Consider the following 13,928-nt stretch of genomic DNA (forward strand, 5'->3'; position numbering starts at 1 on the left):
TACTCTTCTCGCTGAATAGAGATCACTAGTAGTGGCATATGTCGTTTATAACAAATATATGATTTTTCGGTGGATAACGCATAGTCGTCTCAAAGGACATGGTTCAGATGAATACGAGTTAGACAAATCTTGTATGCCTAGAAAAATCCATTTGAGCCATAGATCTAAAGACAAAGATCGGTCGTTAATTCTTTATATAATAAAATTTATATTTATGGGAGTGCTATAATCATATACAGATTATGGCTGCTACCGAAGATCTCGATCAAGTTGATCAGAATGATATACTTCTCACAGAGGCGGTTCTGGGATACGATATTCGTCTTCAGGAAAGCTGTGTAGGAGCCATAGAAGGGAAGCCAGGAGAGATCAACTATCTCTTAGTCGAACCGCCGTGGGAGGGGAACGGGATTGCACGAGCTGCCCTCAATAAATTCATCAGCCTGAGTCGGAGCTACGGTGCGTCCGAAGTTATAACGAGCAACGTCATTCACCCAGCCATGAAACACATTTTGGAGACCGAAGGCTTCGAGGAGCGATCCGATGATATTGGGTGGGTTAAAGAATTCCGCTGAAACCGAACCAGAATCTAATAAAATATCTGGTACAGATGTTTGCCTCTGTTGATATCCTCTTCTTCAGACATATCCTTGTCTGAAACAGCCGGTTGCTGAAGAGTGCGTATTCGCCACTAGGGTTTTGCCTGTTCAAGGAAGTGTTCCGGTAGCCGTGCAAAATACAACGCGCATACTCAGCAAGGGGAAACTGTTATCATATATAATCCGTACTATCTTGATATATGTCAAGACCCCTCCCAAGCGACTGGTCGAAGCGGCGGAGGGAGGTTCTCCGCAGGGATGACTATATGTGCCGACACTGCGAGAGACACGAGGATATGAGAGGTGTTTCTTTAGAGGTTCACCATATTGTTCCACGAAGCCGTGGCGGAAGCCATGATAAATTGAATCTAGTTACGATGTGTAGGCACTGCCACGACCGCGCACATAACGGGAATGTGAAAGCTCCTGATGAGCCTATAGGTTACATTGGACGTTTGAAGGAAGAAGTGAGGAGCTTTCGATGGCGCCAAGCAAATATCACAAATATTGACCCTCAATCACTTGCCAGAACAGTTGCTGGGTCGTTGCCGGATCCCACCTCGGTTAAGACCCATACATCATTAAGAAATACCATTGCTGATCCTCCTTCCCGAACTTTACCCGATTTCATTATAGATGTTGGAAACCATATAACTGAAAGAGAATCTGCCTGTGCTGAATGAATTTTGTTGACGATTCTTGGAAGCCTGTGGACGATCGCTCTTGCTTTGGTGTTCGAGAAAGATGAGGAGTCGTGGTGTGAGAATTATATAAAGAAACCACATCGTGAGCTTATAAAAGATGGTGATGAAGTACTGTTTTTCGGGTGTGATTACGCGAGGATTTCTAAGCGGTCTTCGGGTGGGGTAGACCGATACTTTATTACAGTCGGTTGGTGTAGATGTGGGTATAGGATTTGCCGGTGGACGATTCCGGATATTATTTCCGGTAGATGGGCGATTTCGGGTGTGGTACATTCACGAGCCTTCCAAGCTCATGGCCCGGGTTCAAATCCCGGCCGGCGCACTTTGTGACGAACGGACGTGAGAGACATAATCGCCCTGCCGGCGATTTGAATCAGGGAGCGAGCGAAGCGAGCGACCGTGGTTCAAATCCCGACCGGCGCACCTCCCTTCGGTCGCGCGCCGGCCGTACCCCCACTCGCTTCGCTCGCGGGGATCCCGGCCGGCGCATTTCTCCTTCGTCCGCCGGCCCGCTCGCTTCGTTCACGGGAGTCCCGGCCGGGTGAAGGATCGCTGCGAGAAAGCGGCGAACGACGAGTTCACTCGGAAAAATCGGCCAGCCCCGCCTGCGTCGATCCCCTGCGTTCGTCCTCGGGAACCGTCGTTGCGATGATCTCGTCCACCTGATCGCGGTTATCGGCGTCGCTGTTTATCGCCCGCGTGGCGCCCTCGGTCTCGACGTCGAGTCCGGCCTCGCGATAGCGGTCGTACATCACGCCGCTGTTCGAGAGGACGACGTGGACGCCCTCGTCCGCGAGCGACGCGGTCACGTCCAACAGACGCTCCTGATCGTCGCGGTCGAACCCCTCGGCGCTGTAGTCGTTGAAGTCGGCGGTCGGGCTCATGGGCTCGTAAGGGGGATCGACGTAGATCAGATCGTCGGCCTCGGCCGCATCGAGAACGTACTCGAAGTCGCGGTTGTACACCGTCGTTCCCGAAAGCACCCGGCTCGCCTCCCGGATGCGGTCCGCCTGGACCCAATCGGGGTCCGCGTATCGGCCGATCGGGACGTTGAATCCGCCGTCGGCGTTCTCGCGGTACAGCCCGTTGTAGCAGGTCCGGTTGAGGTAGGCCAGAAGCGCCGCCTCCTCGAGGGGATCGAACTCGTGGCCGTAGGGGCGTCTGTTGAACCGCGCGCGCTGTTGGTAGTAGTAGCTGTCCACCGACGCGCCCCTCGACGTCGTCTCCGCGAAGGCCAGATCGGGGTCCGGCTCCGCCTCCGGATCCGCGAACGACCGGAGCCGATCGATGAGTGCCTCCGGGCGGTCCCTGACCTGCTCGTAGAAGTTGACCAACCGGGGATTGGCGTCGTTAACCGTGCCGGCGTCGGGCTCGAGATCGAAGAAGACCGCGCCGCCGCCGAGAAACGGCTCGTGATAGCGGTCGTAGGAGACGGGAAACCGCCGGTAGATCGCCTCGAGCAGCTGGCGTTTGCCGCCGGCCCACTTCAGAACTGGCCGTGCCATCGTCGCTCGCCACTCGAGTGCGGACCGGCATAAACGCCTCGTCCGGGAGGAACGGAGACGACAGTATTCGAGGAGGCGCGGGGGCGGCAGCATTCGAGGAGGAGCGGAGGCGACGGCGTTCGGGAGGCCGATCCCCGTCCACACCGTATCGTTTTGTACGATCGGCACCCACCTCCGTCCGTGATACCGGACGCGGAGTTCGGCTACGAGCTGCTCGTCTGCCGGTGGGCGGAGCTCGCCTGGCACCCGGACGGGGACCCGACGCCCGCGATCGTCGCCCGCCAGATCGGGACGCGCGAGCGGCGCTGGGACGTCCTCGTCGTCGAAGTCGATCCCGCCGGGTTGCGACAGAGACGGGCCTTCGGCAAGCGCGAGCTCGATCGCGAACTGCTCGGGATCGTCCGCGAGGCGCCGGCCGAGTGGACGTGGTATCGCGACACGCTCGCGAAGCCGGCGTACCCCTGGCGGTACGTTCGCGAGGCGATCCACCGCGCGGCCGACCGGGATCTGATCGACGAGCGGACTCGAAAGGGCAAGATCGAGATCCGACGCCGGCGGCCGTATCCCGACTGGGTCCGACGGATCGTCGCGATCGAGAACAAGCCCGACCTCACCGCGAGCGCCGCGGCCACGCTCTCCGGCCAGCTCGAGTACGACGTCGAGGCGGGACTCCTCGACGAGACGTGGCTCGCCACCGAGACCACGGGAGATCGGCTCGAACCGGCGCTTCGACGGGAGATGCCCGTCGAGGCGGGGATCCTGTTGACGGAGTTCGCGGGCGGGGTCGATCCCGACGCGGCCACCGTCGAGTGGCTTCCAAGCGATCTGGGGCGAGCGGTCTCGAACGCTCCCGACCAGCGTGATCGGGATCTTCGACGGCTCGTGCTCGCCGAGCGCGCGTACGGGCGCGGCTTCCGTTCCTACCACGAGACGATGCGCCCCGACTGTCGCCACTTTCGGCTGGAGCGGGCGGGCGAGGCGATGGTCCCCGACTGTGCCGCGAAGGGGAGGTGTCCAACCGCCAGGGAGTGTTCGGGCTCGTGTGAGTCGTTCTCGCCGGAGCCGCCCGGCTGGCGCACGAAGGGGTGGCCGATCGAGGGGGGTCCCGGAAAGGGGATCGAGACCCTCCTCGATCGCCGACGCGAGCGATTTCGCTATCGGATGCTCCGTCGGTGACCGGCCGTCGGGACGGGCGGTGAGATCCTGATCGAACCGGATCGTCGATCAACCGAACTCGACGGTGACGGTGTTGTCCGTCACGTGGAGGTAGGTGACGTATCGGCCCTCGCCGGTCCGATCGTACTCGAAGGTGACGGTGGAGTCGTCGTCGATGTCCATCGAGTTGCCACCGGTTCCGCCGTTACCATTTCCGTTACCCTTATCGCGGCCCCACGTCGCCTGGAGCTCGAAGGAGGGACCGAGCCGCTCGAGGTAGTCCGGAACGAACGCGTCGGGCGCCATCGCATCGCCGAGGTTTTTTTCCACCGTGTCAGCCGTGGTGTTTATTTCGGCGGGTTCCGTGTAGTCGCCGCCCCAGACATCCTGGTACTCGACACGGCTTCCCGGGTCCTCCTCGACGTAGGTGAACTCCTCCGTGGCGAGGAAATCGATCCTCAACATCTCGTTCTCGCACGTCGCGAAGTCGCCGCCCGTCTTCCCGGAGGTATCCGCGAGCTTCCAGTGGTGGGCGACGTCGCCGTCGGTATAGAGCATTCGTGCGTCGAAATTCGCCTCACAGATGGGCGTACTGGCGCCCTGTCCGTTATCGAACTGGAGGACGGTCTCGAAGTACTGATCGCCGCTTTTCCCGTGGAAGCTCACCCACCCCTGGTTGGGCTGGTTGACGTCGAAGGTCGTAGAGAACTCCTCGAGCGCCTCGCGTTCGGTGAACCCGTCGACGGGGATCCGCTCGCCGGATCCGGGAAGATCGAAGCTCCCGCCGGTTCCGGCGGTTTCGAGCTCGAGAACGACCGTCTTCTCGGGATCGTCGTAGTAAAGGTCGCTCTCCCACTCTGCGGGGATGTCCTCTGTTTCGACGACGCGTCCGTCGGTCCGGTCCTCGAAGTACTCACGCCACCCCTCGTGGTACTCGCTCTCGACGACCACGACGACGGTGCCGTTCTCGACGGGGTTGTCGGCCGTCCCGTTACTGGGAATCGTGTCGCCGCCCTCGACGCGGATTTGGGACGATCCGGATGCGGCCGCCGTCTCCCCTGCGGCCACGGAGACGATGGGGAGCGTTAGCGTCTGGCCGCGGTAGTGGAACTCCGGCGGCGAGACCATCCGCGCCGGGTTCTCCCCCCGTTTGCTCCAGACGCCGCCGCCCTGATAGGTCGTGGTTCGGTCGTCGTTCCGGTGGGTCACCTCGCCGAGGGTGCTGTTCGCGATCGGATCCCCAACGTTTCCGTCCCCGCTCGCGTTCACGTGATAGACCTGCATCCGTCCCGTCTCCTCCGTGACTGAGATCGTCCCCTGCGTATCACCGGTCGTCATCGACTGGCTGCCGGTGTCGCCGAGGGCGGCCATCGCCGCCTTGGAGGCGAACTGCGTCATCACGTGTTCGCCGCGCTGGACGTCCGCGGCCTGCTGGGTGTCGCCGATCGCCGTAGAGCCAAGCGTAACGACCGCGGTCGCGCCCATGAGCGTGATCGCGACGATGAGCACGACGCCGACCGACGCGCTCACGGCACGCTCGTCTTTCCGTGTCCCCCCGAGACCGCGCCTCATAGAGGCGTCTTGGGCGGCATGCGGCTTAAGCCTACGGTCGCGAGCCGCTCGGAGGAGGAAACTCGCAGCCGACCCGACCTGCAATCGATCCGGCCGCGTTCGATCCGACCGTTAATCGATCCGGCCGCGTTCGATCCGAAGCCCCTCGCCGTCCACGTGTCGGATCACGACCGATCCGCCATCGATCGAGCGGTTGCTCACCGGCGTGTGGGTCCGGAAGCGAACGGTGTGGGTGACCGACCCGTCGGACCCCTCGAGTTCGATCTCGTTCGTGTAGCGCGGACCGTCGGATCCGCCGGTGACGCGTATCGCGTACCCGGCCGAAGCGATCCGATTCGGCGCGTCGACGGCGACGTCGACGGTGGCGGCGCTTCCGTTCGCGGACTCGACGAGCCGATCGGCGTCGGAAAAGCCGGTCGCGATGCGCTCGCCGGAGGCCTCCAGGCCGGTTTCGACCGCCGTCCGACGCTGGTCCTCGAGGACGGAGCCGCCAGCGATGAACAGCCCCGAGATGAGGATCGCCGCGATCGCGAGCCCCAACACGTATCCGACCGTCGTCGAAACGCCGCGATCGGTTCCGGCGATCCAGCCACGGTCGCAGCTCCCGGGGGCGACGTCGCGGTTCGCGTTGCTCCCGGAGCCACCGGAGACGTCGAACGCGTCGTCAGGACGCATCGTACGGTGCCTCCTTCGGCGCGATCCGGGTCCCGTTCCGGTAGTGAAGCGAGTCCGAGCGACGGACGACGTCGTACTCGAGGTCGTAGATAACCTCCGTACTGTTCGGTGGTTCATCATCGTAGACAACCGAACCGTCGTCCGACTCGACGACGAGATCGTATTCTCCGGAGATATTACCTGGATTGTGATATGTGATCGAATGATTCGGATCGAGATCCTGGAAAAAGGTAGTGTTGAACTCTGAAGAATCACCGGTGGAACTGTTAGAGATCGTCGCGGTCGAATTCGTGGGATCCGCGGTGAGGTTCACGACGAACGTCGGCCCATCCACACACGCTCGATCGATTCCATCCGTTCCATCGTGAACGAGCGTACAGCCATCTCCGGAATCGCTCTCATAGAGGTAGAGATAGTACGTCTCGTCACCCTCGAATTCCACGAAGAACGTGTCAGTAACGTTTCCCGGATCAGTGTCGTTGAGCGTGTCGGCATTGACCTGGTTCTCCGGTGTCGCGTTGATCGTGTAATTTCGAACTCTCGTTGAATCGGCGAGATCCCACTCGGTCGTGTTATCATCGCTGTTTGGATGGAAACTATCGTTGGTCGCTTGCTGGAGCCGATATCCATCCGTGGTCTCCACGTTCTCGATCGACGACATCGTTCCCCGGATCGCGGCGTGTTCGGCCGAGGCGGTCTCCCAGGCGCCGATCCCCCCGGTGAGGTTCGCCTCGAGCTGGGTGTGGTTTGCCTCGTTTTCGTCCGCGTAGTCGTTCGTCGCCGTGAACACCTCGAGGGCGGCGTCGTGCGCCGCGTCGTCGTATTCGATCGTGGCCGCAACGTCCGCGCCGGTATCACGGGTGGCGAGATTCCCGGTGTAGATGACGGCGTTCAAAAGCACCGCCAGCGCGACGAGGAGCACCGCGAGGACGATCGCGCCGACGAGGAACAGCTGTGCGCGATCCCGGCGTGGACGATCGGTGGACTCCGAGCTAGCGGCTCTCGGAGGCTGCTCCGGCCCCCTCACATCCGCCATACGACGACCTCCACTTCGATCACGTTGAAGACGTCCGAGTTTCCGGACGCATCGCTCTCGATGTCGTTGGTCGTAAAGTAAGTACAGCCATCGGCCGCGACCACATCGGCGACCGTCTCTTCCGTCGGACACCCGCTCGAATTGACCAGCTCGTCGGATTCCCGGAGCGTGATCTGCCAGGTCGCAGTCGAGGAGTGGTCGCTCGGCGTTCCGAGGTTGATCAGCGGCTGGGATCGCCGTTCGCCGCCGGATCGGATGTAGTGAAGGTCGACGTTGACGGCGATCCCTCGTTCGAGGAAGGTCTCCTGAAGCGCCGTCCCGAAGGTGGTGTTCGTCGGGAGACGCCCGTCGTACTCGCCGTCGTCGCCGTTCGCGCCGTGGAACCGATCCGCATCGCTCGAGGTGTTGTAGTAGAGGAGCATGTCCTCGAGCGAGCCGTTCTCCGCCTCCGCCTCGAGGAGCCCCTCCGCGACGTTCCGTTGCTGGTTCTCGATGTGCTGGTTCGACGTGCTCCCGGAAAGCGGCGTCACGGCGGTGACCTGCAGCGCGAAGAGGACGGCGGACAGGAGGATCACGGCGGCCGCGACCGCCTCGAGCGTGTGCGCCTGTCCACGGTTCCCGGAAGCCGTCGATCCGTCGGTCTCGGTACGTGATCCTCGCATGATCACCACACTCGCACCACCAGTCTGTGGCTCCGGCCGTCGAGCAGCACGACCTGTCTGGAGACGGTTACCTGTGCTCGGCCGCCGGCGGACGGTCCTGCACGAAGCGGCGTGTTCTCTCCATCATACTCCATCGTCGCGATCTCGCCCGTGCGATTTTCGATCGTGACGTTGACCGCGTGGTCGGTCGCGAGCGTCGATCGGAGATCCGTGTCGTCGCCGTCGAATCGACAGTCGGTCGTCTCCGTCGCATCGTCCTGCATCTGGGTGAAGAACGCGGCGGTACAGACGGGATCGATGACCCGGCCGTCGGCGGGACCGCTCGCCGGATCGGTGAGCAGATCGCCGGCGAGCGTGATCGCGAACCGATCGGCGGCCTGCGTCGGCTCGACGGCCTCGAAGGGGGCCAACAGTCCCGGAATGAACGCGACGACGAACGCGACGACGACGAGGAAGACGCTCGCGCCTATCGCGAAATCGAGCGCCGTCTGTGCGCGGTCGCGGTCGGCCTCGTTGCCAAAGTCGTGCGTGCCGCGTTCGAACGCTGGTGCGTGTGAATCCATGCCCGGGTCACCCAACGTAGATCCACGTGCCGAGCGCGATGGTCATCAGGATAACCACGAACTTGACCCCGGAGATGATGTCGGCGTTTCGGATGTAGCCGCTTATGAATCCCGAGAGGATCGCCTGGATGGTGACCGCATGGAAGAACAGAAGCGAGAGCAGCGCCGGGTCGACGCCGCCGCCGAAGTTCATCTCGCCGCCAGCACCCCCGCCACCCGCGTCGCTTCCGGTGTCGACGAGGCTCGCCATGACGTCGATGAACTGCGTCTGGAGGATCGCCATCACGCCGAGAAGCGTCACGTAGGTCATGAGGATGATCGCGATCTGCATCCGTGTCCGCGAGCGCCGCTCCCGTTCGATGTCGTCCTGGTTCTCGGAGGCCTGTGCCGCGGTCGTCAACACGTCCGTGATCTGTGAGGACGCCTCCTGGGCCTCGGAGATGAGCTTCACCGTCCGTGCGAGCCGGGGGATGTGGTATTTGTTGTTGAACTCGACGAGCGCCTCCCGGAGGCTCATCCCGTAGTTGACCTTCGCGTACATCACCTCGAACTCGTCGGCGAGCCGCCCCGAGGAGGTGTCGGCGACGGTGTCGACCGACTCCAGAAGCGTCTGTCCGGTGTCGTTGGCCGACGAGAGCTTCCGGAGGTTCTCCGAGAGCTTGCCGACGATGGCGTTTCGCGTCCGCTCGTGCCACTCGTGGAAGACCGCCAGGGGAACGAGCGTGAGATACACCGGAATGTACACCCAGATGACGGTGCTCCAGATCGGCCTCGCGACCCACGCGTCGATCGACGTCGGCGCGGCCCCGACGGAAACGGCGCTCGCGATCAACACGGCCGCCGCCGGCACCGTCAACGCCAGCGTGTAGGTCGGATTCCGCTTGAAGAACAGGTGCGGCTCGGAGAGCAACTGTTTGGTCTTGTAGGTTCCCTCGCGGTCCTTGATGCGATCGAAGAGGCTGAACCGGCCGACGAATCCCTCAACGAGCCCGAGGTGGAACAGCCCCTCCCGGCTTTCGGTCTCGAGCCGGTCGCTCGTCCCCTTGGGTCGGAGGAACCCGTCGCCGGGCTCGTCCTGTTTGACCGTCGAGACGAGCACGAGAAAGCCGACGCCGGTGAGCGGAATGAGGAGGTAGACGGTCGCATACAGCAGCCGGTCGTCGGAGTCGCCCATCATCCCCATGATGACGAGGATGATGATGAGAAGCAGCGGAAAAAGCGACAGCGTCATGTACATCTCCCCGAACAGCTCCAGGGTCTCGAGCGTCATCTCCTGCTGCTGTTTGGCGGTGCGGAGGTGTTTCTCCTTTTTGTCGCTGAGGAATCCCTCCATGTCGCCGCCGGAGTTGACGATGGACAGCATGTCGGTGAGGAACTGCGAGAGGTCCTCGGAGGGCGTCTCCATCGCCTGTTGGCGGATCGCGTTCCGATAGTCGGTCCCGAAGTACTCGGTCTCGTTGACGATGCTTTGGAACTCCCTCGAGACCTCGCCGTAGGTGTCCTCGGCGTCGGCCATCGATCGGAGGATCTCGAGCTGGTTGAGGCCGCCGACCGAGAGCGCGTACATGAACGAGACGGAGTCGGCAAGAAGCATGTTGATCTCGCGTTTCCGTGCGGACGACCGCGAGTACGGGATCGAGAGGAACCCCCCGAACCCGGCGGCAAAGCCGATCGATCCGAAGACGATCCCGGCGATGAACACCGCGGTCGGAACGACGAGCGATCGCATGAACGTGGCGACGGTCGGGTCCGGGACCGGGATCCCGAGACGGAGGGCCTCGGGATCGACCAGGTCCAACGCGAAAAGCGAGTAGCTCAGGAACGTCCCGACCGCCCAAAGCGACAGCCCCGAGATGATCCCGATCGCGAGCGCCTTCGAGACGAACAGCTCGACGGTATCGGACATCCGTGCCTCGGCGAGCTTGGTCTCGACGTCGTCGACGAGGTCGCCCTCCGAGTCGAAGACGAACGAGTAGACCGGGTAGAACAGCTCGCCGAGGACGTCGAGCCCTCCCGATTGTCCCTCGACCTCCGTCCCGAAGCTCATCGACGCTCACCCGACGCGGGGAGACCCTGAACCGATCCCGAAGGTGGGTTCGAAATCGCCCTCGAAGGACGATCAGTCATCGTCCTCCTCCGGCGTGTCGAACCGCCACTCGTCGATCTCGGCCACGTCATCGTCCGAGTCATCGTCCTCCGATTCCGCTTTCGTCTCCTCGGCGGACCGTTCGTCGACGTCCCCCTGATCCGTGGCGTCCCCCTCCGAACCGGAATCCGCGGAGGGTTCCGGATCGAGATCGGCCGAAGTCGGCCTGTCCGAGGGCAGATCCCCACCCTCGGTTGCGGTCCCGTCCTCTGCGTCATCCTCGGTCCCGCCCCCGGCCTCAGCGCCGTCCCCGGTTCCGATCCTGGTCCCGTCCTCAGCGTCGCCGTGAGTTCCGTCTCCTTCCTCGGTGTCGAACACCCCGGAATCTTCCGTCGGGTCCGAGAGATCCAACGGGTCTCGCAGCTCCGCGCCCGAGTCCTCGGACGCCTCCGATCGCGTTTCGTCGGTCGAGATGGCCCCGTCGATCCGGGATCGATCCCCGCCGACGTCGGTTCCCGCCTCGGAGTCGTCGGTCGTCCCGGAGTCGTCGGTCGTCCCGGAGTCGTCAGTCGTCCCGGAGTCGTCAGTCGTCCCGGCGTCGCGGTCAACGGCCCCCACATCGGCGTCGTCGGCCGCGTCCTCGTCTCCCGATCGCCCCCCGTCAGAATCGTCGGCGTCAGCCAGCGCGTCGAGTTCGGTTCGATCGCCGCCGTCGTGTGGTTCCGCCTCGACGTCCGCCTCCGGTTGGACCTCGAGGAGGGCGTCCGCGACGGAGTCGGGGACGGTGCCGCGATAGCGTTCGAAGAGCTCCTCGGCGTCCTCGAGAATCGACGCCGCCTCCCGTTTCCCCTCCTCGTCCGGCTCGGGACGGGGGACCATCGCCTCGGTCTCGGGATCGACGTCGATGTGGACCGACTCCATCTCCCGCAGGTCCGCGAGCGAGCGCTCCAGCTCGCCGTTGGCCATCAACGCGAGGATGGTCTCGGGATCGTTGATGAACGCCTGGGCCGTCGCGGCCACCTCGGCGTAGGTGTTGAGCCCGCGGTCGATGAGGTAGGCGAGGATGACGCGGCGTTTGAACATCTCCTCGGAGAGCGTCGCGTGGTCCCATCCGCGGTCGAAACGGATCTCCGCGAGGGTGTTCGACTCGCCCATCTGGAGGAACTCGTCGGTCTCCGCCTGCCACTGGTAGACGTCCTGGACGTTGATCTCGTCGTTCTCGGCGTCGTAGTGGTTGATCTCGGTGAGCGACTTGTTTCGGCGGACCTTTCGACCCTTGACGCGCGTCGACGTCTGGATCGAGACGAGATCGAGGGCGGTGAACATCGTCTTCGAGACGTTGATCGGGTCGGTTGTGAACCGCTTTAGCACCTCGCCGACGGAGTCCGCGTGGAAGGTGGTGTAGGTCGTGTGGCCGGTCGACATCACCTGAAAGAGCGTTCGCCCCTCCTCGCCGCGGATCTCGCCCATCACGATGTAGTCGGGCCGCTGTCGCAGGGCGGCCTCGAGCAGGTCGAACTCGTCGACGTCGCCCTTGTCGTCGTCGCTGAAGGATGGCCGCGTCACGGAGGCGATCCAGTTTCGCTGCGGCAGCTCGACCTCGCGGGTGTCCTCGATCGAGACGATCTTCGAGTTCGAGGGGATGAAAAGTGAGACCGCGTTCAGGCTCGTCGTCTTCCCGGAGGCGGTCCCGCCCGCGAAGATGAGCGACTTGTGGTTCTCGATACACAGCCACAGGAAGGCCATCTCGTCGAGCGAGAACGTCCGCCAGTTGATGAGGTCGACCGGCGTGAACGGGACGTCCTTGAACTGCCGGATCGTGTAGTTCGTCCCGTGGTCGGAGACCTCCCTCCCGAGGGTGAGCTGTGCACGCGACCCGTCGGGCAGGCTACAGTCGACCTGTGGCGATCGCTTGGAGATCCCCTTGCCCGACCGCTGTGCGAGCTTGACGACGAAGTCGTCCAGTTCGTCGGTGCCGTGGTGGACGTTCGAGATGATCTGTTCGTACTCGGAGTGGTAGACGAACACCGGCGAGTCGTAGCCGTCACACGAGATGTCCTCGACGTTGATGTCGTATTTGATCGGGTCGATCCGCTCGTAGCCGATGAAGTCGCGCTGGAGGTAGTACAGCAGCTTCTCGACCTGGTACTCCGTGAGCGTCTCGGGATCGTCCTCGAGGACCGCCGGCTCCGGCCTGGCGGTGAGTCCCTCGATGTCGTCGATGCTCTCGGACGCGGACGCGTATCCGAGCGCGCCCGCGATGCGGGCCGCGATCCCCTCCGTGGGTTCGAACCCGAACCGATCGAGGAGGCTCGAGAGCGGGTCCGAGCCGTCCGGTCTCGTGTAGAGATCGTATCGATCGAGGAGCGTGTACGTCTCCTCGGCAATCACCTCGCGTCGGTACTCCTCGTCGCCACCGGCGATCGACTCGTCGGCGTACTTGATCGAGGTTCGGAGCTTGCCGGTGAGGTACGTCTGGAGCTCCGTTTCGATCTCCGTCATGTACGGCTGGATCGCGTAGTACTTCCGCTCGTTCTCCTTCGTGGAATGGAAGATGATCACGAACGCGTACGGCTCGTTCACCCAGTAGCGTTCGACCTCCTCGAAGTGCGACTTCTTCGCGTTCGGTACGGCCTTCTCCAGGTCGTACCGGTTGACGAGCGTCGTGGTCCCGTCCGGATCCGAGAAGAAGGCGTCCTCGTCGACGTCGTCGGCGACCGTCACCGTCCGCTCGTCGACGATCCCCTCGAGCTCCGAGGCGGCGGTGCCTGCGGCGCCCACCACGTCCTCGATCGCCGTCGGATCGAACCCGAGCACGTCCGCGGGATCGAAGTCCCCGAATTCGCCCTCCTCGTCGGCCGGCGGATCCCCGTCGGCTCCGTAGACGTACTCGCGTTTGTAGTCCTCCCAGGTGTAGTAGTCCTTTTTGACCGGCGTACGGTCCAGTTCGTATCGCTCGCGACAGCGCTCGCGGACCGTCTCGGCGGCCGCCGCCGAGACCCCGAGCCGCTGGGGGAGCGTTCCCGGATCGAACCCGAGAAACTCGGCCGGGTCGATCCCGGCACGTTCCCAGTCCTCCTCGGACGGGATCGCTCCGTCGGCCGACCCGTCGCGATCTCGGAGCCTGTCGGCGGCGTCCCCGTATCCGTGCTCACGCAGGAACGCCTCCCAGGTGTACTCGCCGGCGGTCGCGCCGTCCCCCCTTCCGGACGTCGGCGACGGCGACGTTCCGTCCCGTTCCGGGTCGGAGTCGCCGTCGACGTCCTCGATGGCCATAACTCCGACCAATCGTGGGAGAGGCAAAAACCCTTCCACCGTTCCCGTCAACGAGCCGACGAGAGGTCCGAGAGGTCCGGAGACGGCCGAACGGA

The 13,928-nt window shown here is 63.0% G+C and carries 11 protein-coding genes and 1 tRNA gene; 4 read left to right on the forward strand and 8 right to left on the reverse strand.

The window, feature by feature from the left end:
- The first annotated feature begins 242 nt into the window (after positions 1-242).
- From ACZ5YD_RS05450 to ACZ5YD_RS05460, 3 genes are all read left to right on the forward strand, one after another.
- Positions 243-575: a GNAT family N-acetyltransferase gene (locus ACZ5YD_RS05450; RefSeq protein ID WP_379746501.1), complete on the forward strand. Its 333-nt coding sequence runs from the start codon at positions 243-245 to the stop codon at positions 573-575.
- 320 nt (positions 576-895) lie between these two features.
- Positions 896-1,282, forward strand: coding sequence for an HNH endonuclease (locus ACZ5YD_RS05455; protein WP_464384468.1), 387 nt, complete (start codon positions 896-898; stop codon positions 1,280-1,282).
- Between the two features lie 281 nt (positions 1,283-1,563).
- A tRNA-Leu gene (locus tag ACZ5YD_RS05460) sits at positions 1,564-1,625 on the forward strand.
- A gap of 256 nt (positions 1,626-1,881) precedes the next feature.
- Here the strand turns inward: ACZ5YD_RS05460 and ACZ5YD_RS05465 are convergent.
- Complete coding sequence (locus ACZ5YD_RS05465; RefSeq protein WP_379746495.1) at positions 1,882-2,808, reverse strand: DNA adenine methylase; 927 nt, start codon at positions 2,806-2,808, stop codon at positions 1,882-1,884.
- Positions 2,809-2,988: 180 nt separating this feature from the next.
- On the opposite strand from ACZ5YD_RS05465, the gene ACZ5YD_RS05470 reads away from it, so the two are divergent.
- On the forward strand, positions 2,989-3,984 hold the full coding sequence (locus ACZ5YD_RS05470) for a DUF5787 family protein (RefSeq protein ID WP_379746492.1): 996 nt from the start codon (positions 2,989-2,991) through the stop codon (positions 3,982-3,984).
- 48 nt (positions 3,985-4,032) lie between these two features.
- Here the strand turns inward: ACZ5YD_RS05470 and ACZ5YD_RS05475 are convergent, their stop codons facing one another.
- The 7 genes from ACZ5YD_RS05475 to ACZ5YD_RS05505 form a co-directional block, all read right to left on the reverse strand.
- Positions 4,033-5,535 carry a DUF7289 family protein gene (locus ACZ5YD_RS05475; RefSeq protein WP_379746489.1) on the reverse strand — a complete coding sequence of 501 codons (1,503 nt, stop codon included), beginning with the start codon at positions 5,533-5,535 and terminating at the stop codon, positions 4,033-4,035.
- Between the two features lie 111 nt (positions 5,536-5,646).
- The gene (locus ACZ5YD_RS05480) at positions 5,647-6,210 is read right to left on the reverse strand and encodes a DUF7266 family protein (RefSeq protein WP_379746486.1); all 564 of its coding nucleotides are present in this window, start codon (positions 6,208-6,210) and stop codon (positions 5,647-5,649) included.
- Complete coding sequence (locus tag ACZ5YD_RS05485) at positions 6,200-7,246, reverse strand: DUF7261 family protein (protein ID WP_379746483.1); 1,047 nt, start codon at positions 7,244-7,246, stop codon at positions 6,200-6,202. The genes ACZ5YD_RS05480 and ACZ5YD_RS05485 overlap by 11 nt, the downstream gene beginning before the upstream one ends.
- Positions 7,234-7,908 (reverse strand): DUF7288 family protein, encoded by a 675-nt coding sequence (locus ACZ5YD_RS05490; RefSeq protein ID WP_379746480.1) that lies wholly within the window; start codon positions 7,906-7,908, stop codon positions 7,234-7,236. The genes ACZ5YD_RS05485 and ACZ5YD_RS05490 overlap by 13 nt, the downstream gene beginning before the upstream one ends.
- Positions 7,909-7,910: 2 nt before the next feature.
- Complete coding sequence (locus ACZ5YD_RS05495) at positions 7,911-8,471, reverse strand: DUF7287 family protein (protein ID WP_379746477.1); 561 nt, start codon at positions 8,469-8,471, stop codon at positions 7,911-7,913.
- A gap of 7 nt (positions 8,472-8,478) precedes the next feature.
- Positions 8,479-10,518, reverse strand: a complete 2,040-nt coding sequence (locus ACZ5YD_RS05500; RefSeq protein ID WP_379746474.1) for a type II secretion system F family protein — start codon at positions 10,516-10,518, stop codon at positions 8,479-8,481.
- 72 nt (positions 10,519-10,590) lie between these two features.
- On the reverse strand, positions 10,591-13,833 hold the full coding sequence (locus ACZ5YD_RS05505) for an ATPase, T2SS/T4P/T4SS family (protein WP_379746472.1): 3,243 nt from the start codon (positions 13,831-13,833) through the stop codon (positions 10,591-10,593).
- Positions 13,834-13,928: the final 95 nt, after the last annotated feature.

This window comes from Halopenitus salinus (assembly GCF_055397165.1).

Excerpts from the sequence above, each read along its gene's own strand:
- ACZ5YD_RS05450 (WP_379746501.1), top strand. The coding sequence starts at position 243 with ATGGCTGCTACCGAAGATCTCGATCAAGTTGATCAGAATGATATACTT.
- ACZ5YD_RS05455 (WP_464384468.1), top strand. The coding sequence starts at position 896 with ATGAGAGGTGTTTCTTTAGAGGTTCACCATATTGTTCCACGAAGCCGT.
- ACZ5YD_RS05465 (WP_379746495.1), bottom strand. The coding sequence starts at position 2,808 with ATGGCACGGCCAGTTCTGAAGTGGGCCGGCGGCAAACGCCAGCTGCTC.
- ACZ5YD_RS05475 (WP_379746489.1), bottom strand. The coding sequence starts at position 5,535 with ATGAGGCGCGGTCTCGGGGGGACACGGAAAGACGAGCGTGCCGTGAGC.
- ACZ5YD_RS05480 (WP_379746486.1), bottom strand. The coding sequence starts at position 6,210 with ATGCGTCCTGACGACGCGTTCGACGTCTCCGGTGGCTCCGGGAGCAAC.
- ACZ5YD_RS05485 (WP_379746483.1), bottom strand. The coding sequence starts at position 7,246 with ATGGCGGATGTGAGGGGGCCGGAGCAGCCTCCGAGAGCCGCTAGCTCG.
- ACZ5YD_RS05490 (WP_379746480.1), bottom strand. The coding sequence starts at position 7,908 with ATGCGAGGATCACGTACCGAGACCGACGGATCGACGGCTTCCGGGAAC.
- ACZ5YD_RS05495 (WP_379746477.1), bottom strand. The coding sequence starts at position 8,471 with ATGGATTCACACGCACCAGCGTTCGAACGCGGCACGCACGACTTTGGC.
- ACZ5YD_RS05500 (WP_379746474.1), bottom strand. The coding sequence starts at position 10,518 with ATGAGCTTCGGGACGGAGGTCGAGGGACAATCGGGAGGGCTCGACGTC.
- ACZ5YD_RS05505 (WP_379746472.1), bottom strand. The coding sequence starts at position 13,833 with ATGGCCATCGAGGACGTCGACGGCGACTCCGACCCGGAACGGGACGGA.